Annotated in this window: 21 protein-coding genes; 11 read left to right on the plus strand and 10 right to left on the minus strand. The window is 68.7% G+C overall.

The features are described from left to right. Positions 1–131 precede the first annotated feature (131 nt). From metE to ACFV4K_RS25420, 4 genes are all read left to right on the plus strand, one after another. Complete coding sequence (gene metE, locus ACFV4K_RS25405) at positions 132–2447, plus strand: 5-methyltetrahydropteroyltriglutamate--homocysteine S-methyltransferase (RefSeq protein ID WP_379278232.1); 2316 nt, start codon at positions 132–134, stop codon at positions 2445–2447. Positions 2448–2622: 175 nt separating this feature from the next. Continuing rightward, complete coding sequence (locus ACFV4K_RS25410) at positions 2623–3327, plus strand: helix-turn-helix transcriptional regulator (RefSeq protein ID WP_379278234.1); 705 nt, start codon at positions 2623–2625, stop codon at positions 3325–3327. A 110-nt stretch (positions 3328–3437) separates the two neighbouring features. Further along, on the plus strand, positions 3438–3818 hold the full coding sequence (locus ACFV4K_RS25415; protein WP_379278235.1) for a VOC family protein: 381 nt from the start codon (positions 3438–3440) through the stop codon (positions 3816–3818). 77 nt (positions 3819–3895) lie between these two features. Then, positions 3896–4087, plus strand: a complete 192-nt coding sequence (locus tag ACFV4K_RS25420; protein ID WP_379278237.1) for an antitoxin — start codon at positions 3896–3898, stop codon at positions 4085–4087. 64 nt (positions 4088–4151) lie between these two features. On the opposite strand, the gene ACFV4K_RS25425 is transcribed toward ACFV4K_RS25420, so the two are convergent. Beyond that, positions 4152–5204, minus strand: coding sequence for an NAD(P)-dependent alcohol dehydrogenase (locus ACFV4K_RS25425; RefSeq protein ID WP_379278238.1), 1053 nt, complete (start codon positions 5202–5204; stop codon positions 4152–4154). Between the two features lie 106 nt (positions 5205–5310). On the opposite strand from ACFV4K_RS25425, the gene ACFV4K_RS25430 reads away from it, so the two are divergent. Both ACFV4K_RS25430 and ACFV4K_RS25435 read left to right on the plus strand, forming a co-directional pair. Continuing rightward, positions 5311–6048 (plus strand): ZIP family metal transporter, encoded by a 738-nt coding sequence (locus tag ACFV4K_RS25430; RefSeq protein WP_379278240.1) that lies wholly within the window; start codon positions 5311–5313, stop codon positions 6046–6048. 85 nt (positions 6049–6133) lie between these two features. Further along, complete coding sequence (locus ACFV4K_RS25435; protein ID WP_379278241.1) at positions 6134–7246, plus strand: S1C family serine protease; 1113 nt, start codon at positions 6134–6136, stop codon at positions 7244–7246. Between the two features lie 10 nt (positions 7247–7256). Here the strand turns inward: ACFV4K_RS25435 and ACFV4K_RS25440 are convergent, their stop codons facing one another. From ACFV4K_RS25440 to ACFV4K_RS25460, 5 genes are all read right to left on the minus strand, one after another. Then, entirely contained in the window at positions 7257–7823 is a 567-nt protein-coding gene (locus ACFV4K_RS25440) for a vitamin K epoxide reductase family protein (protein ID WP_379278243.1), read from the minus strand. After that, entirely contained in the window at positions 7823–8629 is an 807-nt protein-coding gene (locus tag ACFV4K_RS25445; RefSeq protein ID WP_379278245.1) for a DsbA family protein, read from the minus strand. Before ACFV4K_RS25445 ends, ACFV4K_RS25440 begins: the two co-directional genes overlap by 1 nt. 89 nt (positions 8630–8718) lie before the next feature. After that, positions 8719–9570, minus strand: coding sequence for a polyphosphate kinase 2 family protein (locus ACFV4K_RS25450; protein ID WP_379278246.1), 852 nt, complete (start codon positions 9568–9570; stop codon positions 8719–8721). 49 nt (positions 9571–9619) lie between these two features. Continuing rightward, positions 9620–10327 (minus strand): ESX secretion-associated protein EspG, encoded by a 708-nt coding sequence (locus tag ACFV4K_RS25455; RefSeq protein WP_379278248.1) that lies wholly within the window; start codon positions 10325–10327, stop codon positions 9620–9622. A gap of 126 nt (positions 10328–10453) precedes the next feature. Next, complete coding sequence (locus tag ACFV4K_RS25460) at positions 10454–11386, minus strand: esterase/lipase family protein (RefSeq protein WP_379278250.1); 933 nt, start codon at positions 11384–11386, stop codon at positions 10454–10456. A gap of 132 nt (positions 11387–11518) precedes the next feature. On the opposite strand from ACFV4K_RS25460, the gene ACFV4K_RS25465 reads away from it, so the two are divergent. Then, positions 11519–12067 carry a TetR/AcrR family transcriptional regulator gene (locus ACFV4K_RS25465; protein WP_379278251.1) on the plus strand — a complete coding sequence of 183 codons (549 nt, stop codon included), beginning with the start codon at positions 11519–11521 and terminating at the stop codon, positions 12065–12067. Between the two features lie 6 nt (positions 12068–12073). On the opposite strand, the gene ACFV4K_RS25470 is transcribed toward ACFV4K_RS25465, so the two are convergent. Further along, positions 12074–12697, minus strand: coding sequence for a TetR/AcrR family transcriptional regulator (locus ACFV4K_RS25470; RefSeq protein WP_379278252.1), 624 nt, complete (start codon positions 12695–12697; stop codon positions 12074–12076). A gap of 82 nt (positions 12698–12779) precedes the next feature. Between ACFV4K_RS25470 and ACFV4K_RS25475 the strand changes: the two genes are divergently transcribed. Then, the gene (locus ACFV4K_RS25475; RefSeq protein WP_379278254.1) at positions 12780–13763 is read left to right on the plus strand and encodes a hypothetical protein; all 984 of its coding nucleotides are present in this window, start codon (positions 12780–12782) and stop codon (positions 13761–13763) included. Here ACFV4K_RS25475 and ACFV4K_RS25480 read toward each other — a convergent pair. The 3 genes from ACFV4K_RS25480 to ACFV4K_RS25490 form a co-directional block, all read right to left on the minus strand. Next, the gene (locus tag ACFV4K_RS25480; RefSeq protein WP_379278256.1) at positions 13750–14991 is read right to left on the minus strand and encodes a saccharopine dehydrogenase family protein; all 1242 of its coding nucleotides are present in this window, start codon (positions 14989–14991) and stop codon (positions 13750–13752) included. The genes ACFV4K_RS25475 and ACFV4K_RS25480 overlap by 14 nt on opposite strands. Before the next feature lie 66 nt (positions 14992–15057). Further along, positions 15058–16491: an ABC1 kinase family protein gene (locus ACFV4K_RS25485; protein WP_379278257.1), complete on the minus strand. Its 1434-nt coding sequence runs from the start codon at positions 16489–16491 to the stop codon at positions 15058–15060. Between the two features lie 130 nt (positions 16492–16621). Then, positions 16622–17362 (minus strand): TetR/AcrR family transcriptional regulator, encoded by a 741-nt coding sequence (locus tag ACFV4K_RS25490; RefSeq protein ID WP_379278258.1) that lies wholly within the window; start codon positions 17360–17362, stop codon positions 16622–16624. 186 nt (positions 17363–17548) lie between these two features. On the opposite strand from ACFV4K_RS25490, the gene ACFV4K_RS25495 reads away from it, so the two are divergent. The 3 genes from ACFV4K_RS25495 (at position 17549) to ACFV4K_RS25505 (ending at position 20191) form a co-directional block, all read left to right on the plus strand. Next, positions 17549–18844: a DUF445 domain-containing protein gene (locus tag ACFV4K_RS25495; RefSeq protein ID WP_379278260.1), complete on the plus strand. Its 1296-nt coding sequence runs from the start codon at positions 17549–17551 to the stop codon at positions 18842–18844. Between the two features lie 136 nt (positions 18845–18980). Then, entirely contained in the window at positions 18981–19517 is a 537-nt protein-coding gene (locus ACFV4K_RS25500; protein WP_357090887.1) for a helix-turn-helix transcriptional regulator, read from the plus strand. Continuing rightward, on the plus strand, positions 19514–20191 hold the full coding sequence (locus tag ACFV4K_RS25505; protein WP_379278259.1) for a heparin-binding hemagglutinin: 678 nt from the start codon (positions 19514–19516) through the stop codon (positions 20189–20191). Before ACFV4K_RS25500 ends, ACFV4K_RS25505 begins: the two co-directional genes overlap by 4 nt. Positions 20192–20246 lie beyond the last annotated feature (55 nt).

A 20246-nucleotide genomic window follows, 5' to 3' on the forward strand; every position in this document is an offset into this window, starting at 1 on the left:
GCGCTCGTGAGAGCGCCGCGCGTTCTCTACCCAGGTGCGCGTCGCCGGGCATGTGGCGGCGTCCACCTTCACCGGGCATAAGCTGCAAACAGGTCGATTCCGGCCCGCAGCTCGGAAGGAGTGTCCTTCTCATGGTCAACGTCGCCGACGGATTCGGGTCCAGCATTCTGGGTTACCCGCGGATCGGGCAACACCGCGAACTCAAGCGTGCACTCGAGTCGTATTGGCACGGCACGCTTTCCCGTGACGAACTGCTCGCGGTCGGGCGCGAGATTCAGGAGAGTCAGTATCTGGAGCTGGCTGCCACCGGGTTGACCCAGGTCCCCGGCAACACCTTCTCCTTCTACGACCACGTTCTCGACAACGCGCTGCTGTTCGGCGCGGTCCCGCAGCGGTTCGAGCCCTTCCGGGACGACCTGGACCCGTTGGACTTCTACTTCCTGATGGCTCGCGGCCGGCCCGATCTGCCGCCGCTCGAGCTGGTCAAGCTGCTGAACACGCCGTACCACTACCGGCAGCCGGAACTCGAGCCCGACACCGAGTTCTCGCTGCACCCCGAAGCGCTGCTCGACGAGTTCGACCGCGCGAAGGCCGCGGGCATCGAGCTGCGTCCGGTGGTGCTCGGCCCGCTGTCGCTGCTGCTGCTGTCCAAGACCGGACACGTGCCCGGCGAAACCGAATTCGACAAGCTGGTGCTGCTCGACAAGCTGCTACCGGTGTACGAGGAACTGTTCGAGGTACTCGCCAAGCGCGGCGCCACCTGTGTGCAGCTCGACGAGCCCTGTTTCACCAGCGACCGCTCGCCGTCCACCATGGAGCTGTTCGAGAAGACCTACCAGCGGCTGTCCAAGGCCCCGCTGCGTCCGCGCATGCTGGTCACCGGCTCGTACGGTGATTTCGGTGAGGCCACCGAAATCCTGTGCCGCACCGCGGTCGAGGCCATCGGCCTGGACCTGGCCAGCTACCGGGTCCGGCCCGAGGAGCTGGCCGCCATCCCCGGCATCAAGCGCAAGCGGCTCTACGCCGGCGTCATCAGCGGCACCAATGTGTGGCGCGCCGACCGGTACGTGACGCTGGAATACCTCAACGCGCTCGCCCAGGTCTGCCCCGACATGGTGGTGTCCACCGGCGCCTCGCTGCTGCACGTGCCCTACGACGTGCTGCGCGAATACGAGCTGGAGGGCAATGTCGCCGACCGCCTCGCCTTCGCCAAGCAGAAGGTGCTGGAAGTGGTCTCGCTGGCCAGGGCGCTCACCGAGGGCCCCTCGGAGAAGTGGCGCAAGAAGCCGACCTCGGTGCACTTCAAGCAGAAGCACGCGGTGCGCCAGCGCGTCTACGCCGTGACCCCGCAGATGCGGGTGCGCGAACCGTACGAGACGCGAAAGCTGGCGCAGCAGGCCAAACTTCAGCTGCCGCTGGTGCCCGCCACCACGCTGGGCTCGTTCCCGCAGACCCCCACCGCCCGGCAGGCGCGCCACGACCTCGGTCAGGGCCGGCTGTCGTTCGACGAGTACCGCAAGCGCATCGAAGCCGAGATCGAGTCCACCATCCGGTTGCAGGAGGACATCGGCCTGGATGTGCTGGTGCACGGCGAGCACGAGCGCAACGACATGATCCAGTTCTTCGCCGAACAGCTGGACGGCATGGCCACCACCCACTTCGGCTGGGTGCAGGTGTACGGCTCCCGCTGTGTGCGGCCGCCGATCGTGTACGGCGACGTGGCCCGCCCCGAGCCGATGTCGGTGTCGTGGACCGCGTACGCGCAGTCGCTCACCGACAAGCCGGTCAAGGGCATGGTCACCGGCCCGGTCACCATGCTGGCCCGCTCCTTCGTGCGGCAGGACCAGCCGCTCTACGAGACCGCCGACCAGGTGGCGCTGGCCATCCGCGACGAGGTCGCGGACCTGGAGAAGGCGGGCATCGCCATCATCCAGGTGGACGAGCCGTCCATCCGCGAGCTGCTGCCGCTGCGCAAGAAGGGGCAGGCCGAGTACCTGCGCTGGGCGGTCGGCGCGTTCAAGCTGGCCACTTCCGGCATCAAGCCGGAGACCCAGATCCACACGCACATCGGCTATTCCAGCCGCGGTGACGTGGTGGCGGCCATCGAGGAACTCGACGCCGACGTCACCGCCATCGTCGCCACCCGCTCCATCGAATGGGTGCTGGAGGCGTTGAAGGAGGACTGCGCCGAGGGCCGCGGCCTCACCCACGGCGTCGGCCCCGGCGTCTACGAATCGCGATCCGCGCGGATTCCGGACATCGACGAACTGGACGAGCTGCTCACCGCGGCCGCCGAGGCCGTCAGCCCGGAACGGTTGTGGGCCAACCCGGACGGCGGTCTCAAGACCCGCCACCACTGGCAGCTGGATCCGTCGCTGCGCAATCTGGTGGCCGCCGCCCGCCGCGTCCGCCGCCGCGCGGAAGCGGCCGCGGGCGAAACCGCCTGAGGCCGTAGCGTTCTCATCCCGGAACCCCGGTTCGATCCGCCGATCGGACCGGGGTTCCGCGCGTTCGCTGTCATCCCCACCTACGACCAGAAGGGCGATCAGATACCGCCGGACCAGCAGGGAAAGTAGGTCCGCGGGCCCCGGAATTGTCGGTGGGCCTCGCTACGGTGTGGGCGTGAACCGCACGGACCGGCTCTACGCGATCGTCGAGGAGTTGCGGGCGGTGTCGCCGCGCCTGCGCACCGCACGGGAACTCGCCGCGCGGCACGGGGTGAGCGTGCGCACGGTCGAGCGGGACATCAGCGCGCTCCAGCAGTCGGGGGTGCCCATCTACGCCGATGTGGGGCGGCGGGGCGGGTACGCGCTGGAGAAGAGCATGTCGCTGCCGCCGCTGAACTTCACCGCGGCCGAGGCGGTGGCGCTGGCCGTCGCAGTGGCGCGCGCCGACGGCGGTCCGTTCGCCGACGCGGGGCGCAGCGCGCTGCGCAAGATCCTGGCCGCCATGTCCGCCCAGAACGCCGCCGCCGCACGGCAATTGGCGCTGCGGGTGCGGCTGCTGGAATCGCCCGAGGCGGTCGCGCCCATGCCGGTGCCGCCCGAGGTGGAGCAGGCCGTGGTGGCGCGGCGGGTGCTGCGCATCGAATACCTGGATCGGGCAGGCGTGCTCAGTGAGCGCGAGGTGGAACCAGTGGCCCTGTTGCACGGCGGCCGGGGCTGGTACCTGCTGGGCTGGTGCCTGCTGCGCGACGAACCGCGCAATTTCCGGCTCGACCGGATGAAGGCGATCGAGCTGACCGGGCGGATCGGGCCGGAGCGGTCCATCGAGACGTGCAGCCCCGCCGAGCCGGTGCACGAGATCCGGATGATCTCGCTCGGCTAGGTCCGGAAAACACCGACAAAAGATCGGGAAACACCGACAGGGGGTTGTCGCCGGGCGGCGAGATCGTGGTGGGGAAAGAGAAATCCACGACGACCGCACGGGAGACCGCCATGACCACCCCGCCCTTCAATACCGTCGCATGGTTCCAGGTCGGCAGCGACCAGCCCGACTCGGTGAAGACCTTCTACAACGGCCTGTTCGGCTGGAACTTCGCCCAGGACCCGGACCAGGACAGCGGCTACGACCTCATCACCTACCCGGGCAACGAGATGCCCGCCGGCGGCCTCGCGCACGTCGACGACGCGTCGGCCAACCACGCCATCTTCTACGTGCTGGTCCAGGACGTGGCCGCGACCCTGGCCGCGGCCGAGAAGCAGGGCGGCAAGGTTTTCCTGCAGCCCATGACCGCCGAGAACGGCCTGGTCTTCGCCGAACTGCTCGACACCTCCGGCAACCGCTTCGGCGTCTTCAGCCCGCCGCCCGCGAACTGAGCGGCGCCGGTGCCGCCCGTCGTACGGAGATAGCCTGTCCTGGACGTTGTTTCGAGACAGGAGTGTGGACCGTGGGCATGTTCGATCAGTTGAAGGACGCGGCGGGCAAGGCGGCGGAGCTGGCGGGCCAGCACGCCGACAAGCTGGAGCCGTTGATCGACAAGGCCGGCGACGCGCTGGACCAGCAGACCGACGGCAAGTTCGCCGGCGCGGTGGACAAGGTGCAGGACGCCGCCAAGCAGGCCCTGCGCGAGCAGTCGGGCCGGTAACCGTCGGTGAATCACGTGCGGCGCGGGGTATTTCGCAGCGGCCGGTGCGAAATGCCCCGCGGTGTCACATGGTGGCGGCGTCGATGACGAAGCGGTACCGCACGTCGGAGGCGATCACGCGCTCGTAGGCGTCGTCGATGCGGTCGGCGGGAATGACCTCGATCTCCGCGCCGATGCCGTGCTCGGCGCAGAAGTCCAGCATCTCCTGGGTCTGCGCGATGCCGCCGATCATGGAGCCGGACAGGGAGCGGCGGAAGCCGGCCAGCACGGAGGCCCGGATGCTGTAGGGCTGGTCCGGCAGGCCCAGCGCCACCAGGCTGCCGTCCAGGCGCAGCAACTTGAGGTAGTCCTCGATCGGCAGATCCGCGGACACGGTGTTGATGATCAGGTCGAAGGCGCCGCGCAGCTGCTTGAAGGTGGCGCGGTCGCCGGTGGCGTAATAGTGGTGCGCGCCGAACCGGCGGCCGTCCTCCTGCTTGGACAGCGAGTGGCTGAGCACGGTCACCTCCGCGCCCATGGCGGCGGCGATCTTCACGCCGATGTGCCCGAGCCCGCCCATGCCGATGATGGCGACGCGCTTGCCCGGCCCGGCGTTCCAGTGCCGCAGCGGCGAGAACAGGGTGATGCCCGCGCACAGCAGCGGCGCGGCCACATCCAGCCCGATGCCCTCGGGGATGGACAGCACGAAGCCCTCGGTCACCACGATCTGCGTGGAGTAGCCGCCGAGGGTGCGCCCGCCGGCCTGCTGTTCGGCGGGCACGGGGGAGTTGTAGGTCCACACCGCGCCTCGGGCGCAGTACTGCTGCTCCCCGGCCACGCACGGCTCGCACTCGCCGCATGAGCCGACCAAGCAGCCCACGCCGACTCGGTCGCCGACCTGGTGCCGGGTCACCTCGGGCCCGACGGCGGCCACGATTCCGGCGATCTCGTGGCCGGGCACGCACGGGTAGGCGGTCCCGTGCCATTCGTCGCGGGCGGTGTGGATGTCTGAGTGGCAGATGCCCGCGTACTTCACGTCGATCAGCACGTCGTGGGGGCCGAGTTCGCGACGCTCGATGGCGACCTTCTCGAAGGACCCGTCCGGGGCGTTCACGGCATAGGCGGTAGCGGTGCTCATGCAGTCATGCCTACTCCGGCATCCCCTGGAGCTCAAACCATCCGTCCGTTTTCCCGCCCCGGCGTGCCGTGTCGATGGCCCCGCAATCGGTCGGCATGCTGGCGGAATGGCGATTCTGCTGGCCCTGTTGTCGATGTGCTCGACCCTGGCGGGCGGGCTGCTGGCGGTGCGCATCGGCGAGTTCAAGCGCCTGGTGCTGGGTCTGGCCGCGGGCGTCATGCTCGGGGTGGTGGCCTTCGACCTGATGCCCGAGGCGCTGGAGCTCGACGACAGAGAGGCGCTGGGCGTACCGGTACCGCTGCTGGCCGCGGTGGTCGGCTTCTTCACCGTGCACGTGATCGAGCGGTCGATGGCGATCCATACCGGTTACGAGGACGAATTCGTCGCCCACCGGCACAATCACGACTTCAGTTCGCTGGGGCTGCTGGCTGCGGGCGGGCTGGTCTTCCACAGCACGCTCGACGGTCTGAGCATCGGCTTCGGTTTCCAGGCGGGCGCGGCGACCGGTGTGGCGGTGGCGATCGCGGTCATCTGCCACGACTTCGCGGACGGATTCAACACTTTCACGCTGACCACGCTGTACGGCAATGCCCGCAAGCGCGGCCTGGTCATGCTCGGGCTGGATGCGGTCGCGCCGGTGATCGGCGCCGTGATCGGCACGGTGGTCCGCGTTCCATCCGGACTGGTCGGGCTGTTCTTGGGCTATTTCGCGGGCTTCCTGCTGTACCTCGCCACGGCCGATATCCTGCCCGAGGCACACGCGGGCAAACCGGCCCGGGGACCGCTGGTGTGCACCCTGGCCGGGGTGCTGTTCATGCTGGGCGTCGCGGCGCTCAGCCGCTGAATGCGCAACGGGCCGGGGAAATGCTGGTACACCGGAAGAGAGACACTTGCTCGAGCCGGCGGGCGAACCGCAATCGGGAGGGTCCGTGGACAGCGACAGAAGCGGTGGCGGCGGCCGGGCGCTCGCGCTGATCGTGGTGGTCGTACTCGGCATCACCGGATTCCTCGGCTACCGCGGCGAACTGCCCCGCTGGCCCTTCGGCGACCAGATCGCCACCGCCGGACTGACCGGCCCGCCGCTGCCTCCGCTGGACGCCACCCTGGTGTCGCGCGTCGCGGAACCGGCGCTGGTCAACATCACCGCGGGCATCCGCCCCTACGGCATGGGCGCGGCCGGATCCGGCATCGTGCTCAGCGCCGAGGGGGAGGTGCTCACCAGTCATCACGTCATCAAAGGCGCGGACACCGTGACGGTTTCGGATGTCGGCACCGGCGCGGTCTACACCGCCACGGTGGCCGGATACGACGCCATGGCCGATATCGCCCTGCTGGATCTGCAGGGCGCGGGCGGGCTCCCGGTCGCTCGGATCGGCAGTTCCGCCCCGCTGCACGTGGGCGACGACGTGCTGGCCATCGGCAATGCGGGCGGCACCGGATCGCCGACCGCGGTGGGCGGGCCCATCACCAATCTGGATTCGTCCATCGTGGCGCGTAATTCGGCCGACCTGACGCGGAAGTCGTTGCGCGGCATGATCGAGGTCGCGGCCGCGGTCGCCGCCGGGCAGTCCGGCGGCGCGCTGGTGGACCGCTACGGCTCGGTGATCGGGGTCGTCACCGCCGCCTCCGGCGAGGCGGCGAAGGCGGTGGGCAAGAGGCCCAACGGGTACGCGGTGCCCATCGACACCGCCATGGGCGTGGTCCGCCAGATCCATTCCGGCACACCGACCGACACCGTGCACATCGGCCCCACCGCCACCCTCGGCATCCTCACCTCCGACGCGCAGCAGTCCCCGCAGTCGGGGGCGCCGGCGGGCGCGCGCATCGACGTCGCCATCTACGGACAGCCCGCCTACGAGGCCGGGCTCGCCGACGGCGAGGTCATCACCGCCGTCGACGATCGCCCCATCACGGGCTCACAAATGCTGAAAGCCGCACTCAACGCCCATAAACCGGACGATGTGGTGCGGCTCGAGATCAGCGAACCGGGCGGGGCGCGACGGACGGTGAATGTGACCCTCACCGTCGGCCCGCCGAACTAGCCCCGGCCGATCAGAACTTGCTGTTCCAGTACGACTGGAACTGGACGTACACGATCAGGATGACCACCGCGTAGAACACGGCGACCAGCGTCCACCGCCACTCCGCGACGATCTGTGCCACTCCGCGCCCGCGCCCGAACATCAGGCCCGTCACGATGGCGAGCATGGCCGGGGTGACGACCCAGACCACCATGCACCACGGGCACAGCGCGTGGATCCGGAAGGTCGCGTCCCAGACCAGCCAGCCGATCGCGGCCACACCGAGCAGCAGGCCCAGCCACAGACCTCCGACGAACCAGCGCGGCAAGGAGATTCCGCATACCAGCAGTACGCCGATGGTGACGGCCACCGAGAAGCCCACGACACCGATGACCGGATTGGGGAATCCGAACAGTGAGGCGGTCTTGTCCGCCATCACCGTGGTGCACGACAGCGTCGCGTCGATCGTGCACGCCGGCCGGTAGCCGGGTTCGGTGAGCGTCTTGAACTTCTCGACCAGCAGCGTGACCGAAGCCCCCCAGCCGATCAGCGCGGCCAGCAGCAGCGGCCACGCCGATCGGGGTCCCGCGGAGATCATCACTTGCTCGCGTTCTCGATCACCGAGGTCATGCCGCCGGAGGACATGAGGGCCTGGGCGTCGGACACCTGGGTGCCGTTCACGTACACCGTCGGGGTGGACTTCACGCCGGTGGCGAAGACCTTGTCGGTCTGCTGCTTCACCCAGGTGGTGTACTTGCCGTCCTTGATGGCCTGGGCCACGGCCGGATCGGTGTACCCGGAGTCCTTGGCGATCTGGATGAGCTGGTCGTCGCTCATGCCGTTGCCACCCTCCTTGGGCTGGTGCTCGTACATGGCGGACAGCCAGCCCTGGAACTTCGACGGGTCGGCCTCGTACATCACGTAGGCGGCAGCGGCCCCCCGGGTGGAGAACTGATTGCCGTTGGAGGCGCGGTCGAGGAAGGTGATGATGTTGTAGTCCACCACCGCCTGGCCGCCCTGGACGGCCTTGACCAGCGCGTCGGCATTGGCCTTCTCGAACATGTTGCAGGCGGGGCACTGCACGTCGGCGACCACGCGCACGGACACCTTCTGCTTGCCCGCGGGCGCGGGGGCGGCGGTGTTGTCGATCCGGATCGCGCCCTCGGGGGTGAGGTTCGGCGGCACCAGCGCGGCCTGCTCGGCATTCCAGTGGAACGTGTTCGAGCCCTCGGCGGCCTTGTCGTCGTTGTGCTTGCGCGTCGCCAAGGTGATGCCGATGCCGGCGATCAGGCCGAGCAGGACGACGGCCACCGCCACTTGAATGAGGATCCTGCGGTTGCGGTCGGCCTTGGCCGCCTGCGCCAGCGGATTCCGACCCGGTTTGTTGCTCACCTCTGCGCTCACCACACCTTCCGTAGTCACGACATGTGCGGGCCCATCTTCACCCGCGAACCTGAGAGAAACCAGCAAGCGGGCGTATGGGGGGACGGGGATCACGCCCGCGCGAGGCGCTTCCTCTGCTCGTCGATATCGAAGTCGGCCGGCGGCCAGTCGAGTTTCAGGCCCTGCAGGGCGTCGATGAGCAGTTCGGTGACGGCCAGCCGGGCATACCACTTGGAGTCGCAGGGCAGCACGTACCAGGGGGCGTAGTCGGTGTTGGTGCGGTCCAGGACCGCCTGGTACGCCTGTTGGTATTGCGGCCAGTAGCCGCGCTCGTCGATGTCGGCGGGATTGAACTTCCAGTACTTGTCGGGGCGTTCCAGCCGCTGCGCGAGCCGCTTCTTCTGCTCGTCGAGGGAGACGAACATGGCGACCTTCACCACGGTGGTGCCGTCGTCGACCAGTTTGCGCTCGAACTTGTTGATCTCGTCGTAGCGCTTGCCCCACACCTCCGGCGGGACCAGCTCGTGCACCCGCACCACCAGCACATCCTCGTAGTGCGAGCGGTCGAACACGCCGATCTGCCCGCCGCGCGGCAGCTGCTTGCGGATCCGCCACAGGTAGTGGTGCTTGCGCTCCTCGGCGGTCGGCACCCCGAAGGCCGCGTGATCCACGCCCTGCGGGTCGACCGAGCCGATCACGTGCCGGACGATGCCGCCCTTGCCCGCGGTGTCCATGCCCTGCAGCACCAGCAGCACACTGCGGGTGTCGCCGGAGCGGCCGTTGGCGTAGAGCTTCTCCTGCAGATCCGACAGCACCGCGCGGCGCTCCTCGAGCAGGGCCTCCCCGGCACGCTTGTCGCCCTTGAAGCCCGGAGTCGTGGCGGGATTCAGGTCCTTGACCGAGATGCCGTCGGCGCGCAGCACCTTGGTTACCGGTTTGGACCAGGATGTCGCTTTCGCCATTCACCATGCGTAGCACGCGGCGCGGTTCGCCGCAGGCAACTGCGCCGAATCAAACCCGGGCCAGGTGCACCAGTTGGGCGGCCAGTTCCTCGTCGGTGACCGGGGTCAGCGTGAGATCGGCGGCGGTGGTGAGCAGGTAGCGGCCGTCGCCGGAGAAGTCGAGCCAGGTGCGATGCCGGGTCGGCGGCGCGAGCGGGTTCGCCGGTTCCACCGAGACGGTGATGAAGCCGCGCCCGTCCACGGGCTCGCGCAGTTTGCGGCGGAAGCGATCCGCTTCCTCCCCGGCTCCGGCGGCGTCGGGATACAGCACGGCCTGCTGGGGTTCGCGCAGCGTGTCCAGCCGTCCGGGCGGCGCGGACCCGATGATCTCCACCAGTTCCCGGCCCAGATGCTCGGCGGGACACAGGGATACGGTCACCGCGTCCGGCATCGAGACCAGTATTCCGGCCCGCTGCTGGCCCACCGCCGCGAAGGCGAGAATGCGCCGGGCGTCGGGCCGGGCGGTGCGTTCGCCGTAGAGGGTGACGGTGGTGGTGTCGGTGCGGGCGCACAGCGCGAGGGCGGCGGCCAGGTCCGGATCGGTGCGGCGCAGGTGGCGCGGCATCGGCGCGCCCAGCGCCAGCGGGCCGAATCGCGATGCGCCGCCGGGGTTCTCGGTTGCCGCGGGGCTCGTGTCGAGCGGGTAGGGACGGCGTTCCAGATCGGTTTCGCGGGTCCAGATGGTCGCGAACTCGTCCGGGGTCAGGATCCATTTCACGTGGCCGACCCCCCTTTCTCGGTAACCACCTCCGTCCCGCCCGCGACCCTACCGGAGAGATTCTGCGGGTGCTGGCCGTCACGCTCGAGCGCAGTTCGCGACCTGTCGCGTCCGGGCGGAGGATTTCTATCGGACCGGTCCCGCGAACGGCAGCACGACCGTGCAGGACACCGGCCGAGCGTGTTCGGGATCGAGGGCATTGAGCACCACCCGCACCGCGACCGGATCGGCGGGCAGTTCGAAGTGCTCGGTGTAGTCGGTCGCGCACAGGTCCTGCAGCACCACAGTGTCGACGTTCGGGCCGTCGAGCAGGCCGGTGGTCCAGGGGGTGGCGATCTCGTCGTAGCGGGACACCACCGTGGTGAACCGGATCGCCGGGGCGATGGCCGGGTCGGGGTTCAGGTCCACCGCGACCCGCGAACCGGGCGACAGCTGGCAGGGGCCGCATTGCGCCGCCAATTCCGTTCCGGGTGCGGTGGATTCGAGCAGCGGTTGCAGGTTCGCCAGACCGCTCACCGTCGAGCCGTGCAGCGGCGCGGCCAGCGCCACGTAGTGGTCGATCTTCGGAGCCGCGCCGAGGTGGTTCAGGGCGTAGAAGGGGACCGCGCCGCCCATCGAATGGCCGACGAGATCGACCTTGTCCGAACCGGTTTCGGTGCGCACCCGGTCGATGAAGTCGGCGACCTGCCGGGCGCTGGTCTCGACCGGCGTCACCGCGCCCATGATCGGCCCGAGCGCGCCCCTGCCGTAGGTCGTGGTGAACACGCAGTATCCGGCGTTGACGAGCACCGGCGACAGGGTGTTCCAGCCGACGGTCTCATTGCCCAGCCCGTGCAGCAGGACGACCGGATTCGGGTGCGCCGCGGTCGGTGTGCAGGACCAGTCGTTCGCGCCCGGCGGCGGCTGCCCCGGCGCGGTGAGCTCGGCTGCCAGCCCGCCGAAATAGCTGTACGACGGATCGGGCTGGTCGGCGGTGGCCTGACCGGTGAGGGCGCCGGCGCACAGGCTCGCGGTGAACAGGGCGGCGAGGGTGAGACGGCCGGTGGCCGATCGCGACATGGGTGCTCCCGGTGTTCGTGGCGGTCGTACGCCCGGCGCCCCCAGCGCGCCGGGCATGACCGACCGGTCGGTCATAGGCTAGCCCGCGATGTACCCTCAGGGAAAGCCCCGGCCCAGGAAAGGATTTCGGCCATGCCACGACCGGCGGAACCCGGCCGCAACGCCCTGCTCGACGCGGGGGCCGACGTGGCCGCCCGCAATGGCCTGGCCGGACTGTCCGTGAACGCCGTCGTGCAGGCGGCGGGGATGGCGAAAGGCACCTTCTACCACCACTTCCCGGACCGCCGCAGCTACGTGGTGGCCCTGCACCGGCGCTACCACGACGAACTGACCACCCTGGTCCTCGCAGCCATCGGCGAGCTCGAGCCGGGCCCGGCCCGCCTCCACACCGGTCTCGCCGCGTACCTCGACGCCTGCCTCGCGACTCGCGGCACGAAAGCCTTCCTGGCCCAATCCCGCACCGATGCCGACCTGCTCGACGAGGTGACGGCCCGCAATCAGCTCGTGGCCGCCATGATCGCCCCTGACATCGAAAAGCTGGGCTGGGGGAATCCTCCCGCCGTGGCGCACCTGGTGATCGCCATGGTCGCCGAGATCGCGCTGGCCGAACTGTATTCCGGCGCGGCCCGCCCCGACCTCCGCGCCGCGCTCACCGCGCTGATCGACCGCACCCCGGGCTGACCGGGCTCACCGCTCGCCGTCGGCGAGCCCCGTCACGGCCGCGTCGAATCCGTCGGTGGCCGCTCGAATCGCCATGGCCCGCACCGTCTCCGGGTCCGCGCCCGACAGGATGGCGCGGCGGATCTCGGCGTGCAGTGCGCGATCGAGGCCCGCGAGAGCTGCCGCGACGAGCCGCGGCACGGGGTCGTCCGCACCCGCGCCGGTGGCCTCGGCCAGCGCCTCGGCGAGGGCGTTCTCCGTCTGCTCGCCGAGGCGCCGCAAGCGTGCCCGCAGTGCCGGGCTGTCGTCGATCAGCTGCCAGAAGGTGGTGGCGGCGGGCGCGAGGCCGAGCGTCGGATCGTCCCGGCGCACCCGGTCGAGGAAGGAGCGCCGCACCGCTGCCGCGGCCGACTCGCCCGGTTCGCGATCCCGCACCGCCGCCGCGAGCCGGTCCACGACCTCGTCCTGGCGGTCGAAGAACAGGTCCTCCTTGGTCGGGAAGTAGTTGAACGCGGTATTGACCGACACGTTCGCCGCCCGCGCGACCTCCGCCACGGTGACCTTGTCGAACCCCTTCTCCGTGAACAGCGCCATGGCCGCATCGGCCAGCGCGGTACGGGTGGCGCGCTTCTTCTCCTCGCGCAGTGCCAACGATCGCTCCTTCCGGTCGCGGCCAGTATAGGTGTGACACTAAAAATGGTGTGACACCAAAATTCGAGGTACGGTCGTGGCCATGACCCTCGGATTCGGCATCTACGCGGGCGGGCTCGGCGGCGACCAGTACGGCAATGTCACCCCCGGACCGCCGGAACGGGCCGACCGCATCGCGGCCGCCCTCGACGACCTGCACGGCCAGCACCCGTTCGTGGTGCGCGGATACGTCCTGTACAGCGATGCGCGCGGCGGATTCCAGGAGGGCCCGCCGCGGCCGTGGCAGTACGCCGGGGCACATCGGACCCTCGATCTGGCGGTGTGTTTCCATGAGCCCGGCGACGACCTCACCGGCTGGCTCGCGTTCCTGCGCAAGCAGATTCGCGAGCACGGGCCGGTGCTGTCCTCGCTGCAGATCGCGCAGGAGCCCAACCACGCCGGCCCCGGCGGCAACGGCGACTTTCCGCAGGTCCGGCGGGCCGTGGTCGAGGGAGTACTGGCCGCTCGCGCGGAGGTGGATCGGCTCGGCCTCGCGGTGCGCATCGGCTGCAACGCGGCACCGGCCTTCGATCCAGGGCAGGAGTACTGGACGGACCTCGGCCGCCTGGGCGGCCGCGAATTCACCGACGCGCTGGACTATGTCGGGCTGGACTTCTTCCCCGACGTCTTCCGGCCGCTACCGGCCTCGGAGTTGGAAGCCGCCGCCACGGCGGTGCTGACGGGCTTCCGGCGCGACAGCCTCGCCGCCGCGGGGATACCCGCCACGACACCCATCCACATCAGCGAAAACGGTTGGGCCACCGGGCCGGGACGGTCCTACGCGCGGCAGGCCGAGGTGCTCGAGACCATGGTCGAACTCGTCGACCGCCTGGCCTACCAACTCGGCATCACCACCTACGAGCACTTCGGCCTCCGCGATTCGTACAGCGACCAGGGCGATATGAACCTCGAATTCGGGCTCCTGCGTTCGGATTACACGCCGAAGCCCGCCTTCGAGAAGTATCGCGAGCTGATCGCGAAGTACAGCACCCCGGCGGGACCGCCGAGCCCGGTCAGGCCGGGGTGACCTCGATGGTGATGTCGGCGGCGCGCAGCCGTTCGGTCAACGCGTCACCCATGGCCGAGGCGGGGGTGAGGATGCCCGCCAGCTCCGGCAGGTCGTCGAAGGCCAGGCAGAGACCGGCCTGGCCGAGCATGACCGAGGTGGCCTGGTAGCCGGGGTCGCCCTTGCCCGCGAAGGTGCACTCGTACTTGGCGCCCGAGGTGGTGTGGGCGAAGGTGCGCATGGTGAACCAGCCACTGCGGCGGGCCTTCTCGCTCGGACCGGTGCCCGGCGCGGGCACGATCCGATCGAGCAGTTTGCGGCCCAGCGCCACCCGCGACAACACCGCACCGGTAGCCATGGTGGCCACGATGCCGCCCGCGATGCCGGCGGCGACCAGCGGCGAGGTGGCCGACGAGCCCGCGCTCATCACCTCGCGGTAGCGGAAGTTCTTGCCGTACGGCCAGCCGAGCAGGCCGTTCGAGCGGCGCACCACCTTGCTGTTGTGCGCGCCCATGATGAATGTCGCCACCCAGCCGTTCAGGCTCGGGTCGATGTCCGAGGCCCGGGACCACGCCTGGTCGGACTGGCGGCCGACATCGGGTTCCATGGACTTGTCGGGGCTCAGCGAATACGGGTGCGACATGACCGACGCCTTGGCCGGATCCTCGGCGATGGCCTCCATCATGGCGCGCCCGGAATCGATGGTGCCGCCGCTCATTCCGCCCTTGAGCCACGCCACCAGGGTGACGTCGGTGAGCTCGCCGGCATTGTCGTCGACGCTGCGCTTGTACAGCTGGTACACGCTCAGATCCGACGGGATCGAGTCGTAGCCGCAGGAATTCACGATCTTCGCGCCGGTCTCGGCGGCCTTGTCGCCGAACCGGTCGATGCATTCGCGGATGAACAGCGGCTCGCCGGTCAGATCGGCATAGTGCGTGCCGTTCTCCGCGCACGCCTGGACCAACGGGAACCCGTAGCGCAGGTACGGACCCACGGTCGTGACGACCACCTTGGTCCGCGCCGCCAAAGCGTTCAGGCTCTCTTGATCCGTCGAATCCGCCTGCACCAGCGGCCATTCCGCGGCGAGCGGGCCGAGTTCCGCACGAACGGCGGCCAGCTTCTCCAGCGAGCGACCCGCCAGCGCGATACGCGCGCCCGCGGGCGCCGCCTCCACCAGATACTGCGCGGTCAGCTTCCCCACGAAGCCGGTCGCCCCGAATAACGCTATGTCGAATTCCCTTGCGGCCACAGTCTCACCAATCTGTTCCTGGGGGTTCGGGGGCGAAGCCCCAGCGAGCCCCGCGAGTTGGGGTTGTCACGCCTTGGCGGCGCGCTTGCGGGGCTTCTTGGTGGGTGCCCCGGTGGTGGGCGTGGGAGCCGGTCGGCTCGTCAGCCACTCGTGATGGGCGCGGCCGAGTTCGGTGACCGGGTCGTCCCCGTACAGCCACTCCCGTGCGATGCGGTGCCAGTTGCCGGTCGCTTCCAGCTGCCCGAGCATGCCGAAGGTCAGGAAGTCGGCGCGGCGGGAGAACAGGTGCTCGGGCGGCAGATTCTGCTGTTTCATGCCCTCGAAGTCGGTGGCCCGCGGGTCCACCGCGAGGACGAAGGCGCCGGAGGCCAATTCGGGGGTGATGGTGAGTTCCTCGTCCACCAGCGCCCATTCACACGCGGCGAGCACGTATTCCAGGCATTCCTCGGGCGTGATCTCCTCGGGCGACTCGATGACGCCGCGCTGCACCATGAGGTCGCGCAGGTCCTCGGCCCGCTCCTCGGCGGCCGCGCGGATGCAGACGGCCTCGAAGCGCACGTGTTCGGGATCCATCCGGTTGTAGAGCCCGAAATCCAGGAACGCGACCCGGCCATCCGGGCCGAGCAGCAGGTTGCCGGGGTGCGGGTCGCCGCAGAACTCGTTGAAGGTGAACAGCGAGCCCACGTAGAACCGGTAGATGATCTCGCCGATCCGATTCCGTTCGGCGGCGGGCATTTCCCGGATCTCCTCGAAGCCGCGGCCGGGGAAGTACTCGCTGACCAGCACGCGGGTGGTGGACAGTTCCGGGTAGGTGGTGGGCACCACGATGAACGGGTGCCCGGCGAACAGGTCCGAGATCTGCTTCTGGGTAGTGGCCTCGGCGACGTAGTCGAGTTCGCTCTCCAGGTTCAGCCGCAGCTCGTCGAGCACGGCCGGGGTCACCCACGGCATGGCGGACTGCAGGATACGGCGGAACATGGCCAGGTTCTTGAGGTCCGCGCGCACGGCGGTGTCGATGCCCGGGTACTGCACCTTCACCGCGACCTCGCGGCCGTCGTGCAGGGCCGCCTTGTAGACCTGCCCGATCGAGGCGGCGGCGACGGGTTCGGGATCGAATTCGGCGAACACCTTCTCCAGCGGCTGCCCGAAATCCTCCTCGATGACGGCCCGCATCACGTCGAACGACACCGAGGGCGCGCTGTCGCGCAGCACCGCGAGCCGCCGCTGGAACCGCTCCCGATGCTCGGGCGGCACCAGGTCCAGGTCCAGCACCGACAGCATCTGCCCGAGCTTCATGGCGACGCCCTTCATGGTGCCCAGCACCATGACCATCTGCTCGGTGGCCCGGATCATGGATTCCTCGGCCATCCGGGCGCGCACCGCCTCGGATCTGCCGCGCATGGAGCGTCGGGTCTTCTGGGCGCGCAAGGCATTACCGGCTACAGCGATTCCCAGCTTCGTCCCCCGCGCGAGCCTGGATGTGGGCAGCTCTTTCGCCATCAGTGACCCTCCATGGGAGCCAACACCCCCGTTGGTGCCGACATGACGGAAACCCCTGTGATGTGAGCGTCTCAGAGGGTGCGCTCCGCCGACCTCAGACTAACCACACTGGGAACTCCAGTGCTAGCCGTCAGCTAGCACTGTTTGGGTTGTTCTCCGCATCGGGTAGCACGTGGGGGCGCGAGTTGAAGTAATGGCGATCGCCGCCCGCGCGGACCATGCCCTCGATGGCGCTCCAGGCCATCATGGTGAGGTAGTCGAGCATTTCCTCGCTGGACATGGTGCGGTTGGAGATCCACCAGTCGGTCGCCAGCTGCACGCCGCCGACCAGCACGTAGGACCACAGCATGGCGCCTTCGGTCTGCAGGCCGCGGTCGAAGGACTTGTCGATGATGACCGCGGAGACCACCTGCGCGAACAACTTCTCGAAGTCGGCGAGGGTGGAGGTGTCGGTCGCCGCGCCGTTGCCCATGATGAACCGGTACACATCGGTGTCCGAATCCACGGTGTGGACGTACGCCGCCAGCGTGTTGCGGACCAATTGGTATTCGTCGAGGTCGTCGCTGATGGCGCCGTAGATGCGCGGCATCAGGGTGGTCTCGATGAACCGTTCCATGGTGGCTCGGGTCAAATCCTGCTTGTCCGAGAAATACCGGTAGAGCACGGTTTTGGAGACGCCGATCTCGGCGGCGATCTCGTCCATGCCGGCATCGCCGCCGCGCTTGCGGATGGCGGCGAGGGTGCCGTCCACCAGTTCTTCGCGTCGGTCGATCTTGTGCTGCTGCCAGCGGCGTTTGCGGCCGTCCACACGACCCCCGCGTGGACCGGTGGCCGCCTCGACGGCTGCACTCACGCTGCCTTTGGTGGTCACGCTGCGTTGGCTCCTTGTTCGCGTCCTGGGCCTGGGCCTATTCAGCTTAAGCCTCCCATGCTGTGGATCGCCGCCGTTCGGGAAGGGCACGGTGGCGGGGAGTTCGTCACATCACGCGCCAGAATGGAAGTCATGGAGCAACCTGCCGGCAGTGCCGGGGTACTCGAGCAGACCGAGCCGAAGCCGATGAAGACCATCCCCACCGGCGGCGGAGCGTTCGCCGATCTCCTGGACGAAGAGGGTAAGAAGCGCGAGCTGTGGCGTATGAAGGCCATCGCGACGGGCTTCCTGGCCGTGGCCACCGTCATCTACATCGTCTGCGCATGGATCAGTTCCCGCGGCGGGGGCGGGGAGTGGGTGGGCTACGTCAAGGCCGCCTCCGAGGCGGGCATGGTGGGCGCGCTGGCCGACTGGTTCGCCGTCACCGCCCTGTTCCGGCATCCGCTGGGTCTGCCGATCCCGCACACCGCGATCATCCGCAAGAAGAAGGATCAGGTGGGCGAGGGCCTCGGTGATTTCGTGCGCACCAATTTCCTCTCGCCCGACGCCGTCGCCGTCAAGGTGAATTCCGCGCAGATTCCGTTGCGGCTGGGCCGGTGGATGGCCGAACCGGCGAACGCGGAACGGATCTCCGACGAGAGCGCGACGATCCTGCGCGCGGTGATCGGGGTGCTGCGCGACGAGGACGTCGAGCAGGTCATCGACCAGACCATCGTGAAGCGGATCGCGGAACCGCTGTGGGGCCCGCCCATCGGCAAGGTCCTCAACGAGTTGATCGCCGACAACCGGCAGGCCCCGCTGCTGGACCTGCTGGCCGAGCGCGCGCACCAGTGGGCGCTGGACTCGCAGGAGACCCTCGACCGCATCGTGAACCGGGACGCGCCCTCGTGGGCGCCCAAATTCGTGAATTCGCTCCTGGCCGAACGCATTTATCGCGAGCTGGTGGAATTCACCTGGAAGGTGCGGACCCAGCCCGATCACGAGGTGCGGCTGGCCGCGAATCGCTTCCTCGAGGAATTCGCCCACGATCTGCAATTCGACGAGGCGATGATCGAGAAGGCGGAAAAGATCAAGACCGAGCTGATGGGCCGGCGCGAGGTCACCGGAATGGCGCAGGCCACCTGGCGCGCGGCCAAGCGGGTGATCCTGGAATCGGCCGACGATCCGAATTCGACCTTGCGGCGCAAGGTGTCGGAGAACGTCCTGCAGTTGGGCGAGCGGTTGTCCTCGGACCCGGCGATGCGCGATCAGGTGGACGGCTGGCTGGAGCGGGGCGTCCGTTACCTGGTCGCCAACTACGGCGCCGAGTTCGCCGGTCTGGTCAGCGACACGGTGGCGCGCTGGGATGCCGAGGAGGCTTCGCGCAAGATCGAATTGGCGGCCGGCAAGGACCTGCAATTCATCCGCATCAACGGCACCGTCGTGGGTTCGCTTGCGGGCCTTGTGATCTACACCGTTTCGCATTTGCTGTTCAATGGCTGAACAATTGACCAATTAGCGCTTCGGTTGAAGCGCTGAGTGTTTGCCGACCTGGCATCGATAGGGCCTGCTAACAGAGCGCTTGCAAGAGTTAGCACCCCGTCCTAGAATTGGCCCCACAACCGCCGGAAGGTGAGTGATGAAGCACGATCCCGAGGTTCCCGAACCGATCGACGGCGACGCAGCGGAGACGTCCGCCGCCGGAGACCGGTCGGGCCGCGTAGCCAACGCGGCTCACGACATCGGGGGCTTCATCCGGTCGCAACGCGAGGCCGCCCAGGTCTCGCTGCGGCAGCTCGCAGCGCTGGCGGGGGTGAGCAATCCGTACTTGAGTCAGATCGAGCGCGGGCTGCGGAACCCGTCCGCCGAGGTACTCGCGCAGATCGCCAAGGGTCTGCGGGTCTCCTCGGAGGTCTTGTACATGCGGGCCGGGTACCTCGAGCAGAGGCCGCACGGCCCGGTCCGGGATGCCCTGCTGGCCGACAACGGCCTGACCGAACGTCAGAAGCAGGTCCTCTTGGACATCTATGAATCGTTTTGCCGGGAGAACCAGGCTAACGAGGACAGAGGGGACGCAACGGAGCTAATGGGGGGCGTTCCCGGGGGAAACAGGGACAACGAGGTTCCGCACCGCACAACCGAAGTTCCGCCACGCCAGGAGAGCGAACCATCATGACCGAATCGAATCTGACCGCCACCGTCACCAAGCCGATCTACGCCACCGTCGGTGCCGGCGACGCCCTCTACGCTGTCGTGACCGATGCCGTCTCGCAGATCCGTGAGCGCGCCAACTCCGCCGACGTGCAGGGTCGCATCGAAGAGGCCCGCGAGCGCTTCGCCAACCTCCCCGCCGACCTGCAGGAGCAGGCCGAGACCCTGCGTCAGCGCGTGCAGGCGCTGCCGTCCGAGCTGCCCGAGGACCTGGCCGAGCTGCGCGAGAAGGCCACCCCCGAAGAGCTGCGCAAGCTGGTCGACCAGTACTACCACCAGCTGCTGGACTTCTACGCCGACCTGGCCGCCCGCGGCGAGGAGACCGTCGAGAAGCTGCGCGCCAACCCGGCCTTCGAGGACCGCTTCGAGCTGGTCGAGACCCGCTACAACGACCTGCTGGCCCAGACCCAGGACGTGCTGGGCAAGGTCGGCGACCAGGTCGGCCCGTACCTGGGCTTCACCGCCAAGGAGGAGGCCCCGGCCGACGAGACCGTCGACGCCGAGGTCGTGGACGTGACCACCGAGACCGCTCCGGTCGAGGACGAGGCCCCCGCCGCCAAGAAGGCCGCTCCGGCCAAGAAGGCCGCGCCCGCCAAGAAGGCCGCGCCCGCCAAGAAGGCCGCTCCGGCCAAGAAGTAGGTCTTCGCGTTCCGCGAAAGAGCTTGTCGCCCTCGCGCACTCCGGTGCGCGGGGG

It is taken from the genome of Nocardia sp. NPDC059764 (assembly GCF_042732555.1).
Taxonomy (GTDB): domain Bacteria; phylum Actinomycetota; class Actinomycetes; order Mycobacteriales; family Mycobacteriaceae; genus Nocardia.

Bases quoted from the DNA above. Each gene is read 5' to 3' on its own strand.
- metE (WP_379278232.1), top strand. From the start codon at position 132: ATGGTCAACGTCGCCGACGGATTCGGGTCCAGCATTCTGGGTTACCCG.
- ACFV4K_RS25415 (WP_379278235.1), top strand. From the start codon at position 3,438: ATGACCACCCCGCCCTTCAATACCGTCGCATGGTTCCAGGTCGGCAGC.
- ACFV4K_RS25420 (WP_379278237.1), top strand. From the start codon at position 3,896: ATGTTCGATCAGTTGAAGGACGCGGCGGGCAAGGCGGCGGAGCTGGCG.
- ACFV4K_RS25425 (WP_379278238.1), bottom strand. From the start codon at position 5,204: ATGAGCACCGCTACCGCCTATGCCGTGAACGCCCCGGACGGGTCCTTC.
- ACFV4K_RS25430 (WP_379278240.1), top strand. From the start codon at position 5,311: ATGGCGATTCTGCTGGCCCTGTTGTCGATGTGCTCGACCCTGGCGGGC.
- ACFV4K_RS25440 (WP_379278243.1), bottom strand. From the start codon at position 7,823: ATGATCTCCGCGGGACCCCGATCGGCGTGGCCGCTGCTGCTGGCCGCG.
- ACFV4K_RS25450 (WP_379278246.1), bottom strand. From the start codon at position 9,570: ATGGCGAAAGCGACATCCTGGTCCAAACCGGTAACCAAGGTGCTGCGC.
- ACFV4K_RS25460 (WP_379278250.1), bottom strand. From the start codon at position 11,386: ATGTCGCGATCGGCCACCGGCCGTCTCACCCTCGCCGCCCTGTTCACC.
- ACFV4K_RS25465 (WP_379278251.1), top strand. From the start codon at position 11,519: ATGCCACGACCGGCGGAACCCGGCCGCAACGCCCTGCTCGACGCGGGG.
- ACFV4K_RS25475 (WP_379278254.1), top strand. From the start codon at position 12,780: ATGACCCTCGGATTCGGCATCTACGCGGGCGGGCTCGGCGGCGACCAG.
- ACFV4K_RS25485 (WP_379278257.1), bottom strand. From the start codon at position 16,491: ATGGCGAAAGAGCTGCCCACATCCAGGCTCGCGCGGGGGACGAAGCTG.
- ACFV4K_RS25495 (WP_379278260.1), top strand. From the start codon at position 17,549: ATGAAGACCATCCCCACCGGCGGCGGAGCGTTCGCCGATCTCCTGGAC.
- ACFV4K_RS25500 (WP_357090887.1), top strand. From the start codon at position 18,981: ATGAAGCACGATCCCGAGGTTCCCGAACCGATCGACGGCGACGCAGCG.
- ACFV4K_RS25505 (WP_379278259.1), top strand. From the start codon at position 19,514: ATGACCGAATCGAATCTGACCGCCACCGTCACCAAGCCGATCTACGCC.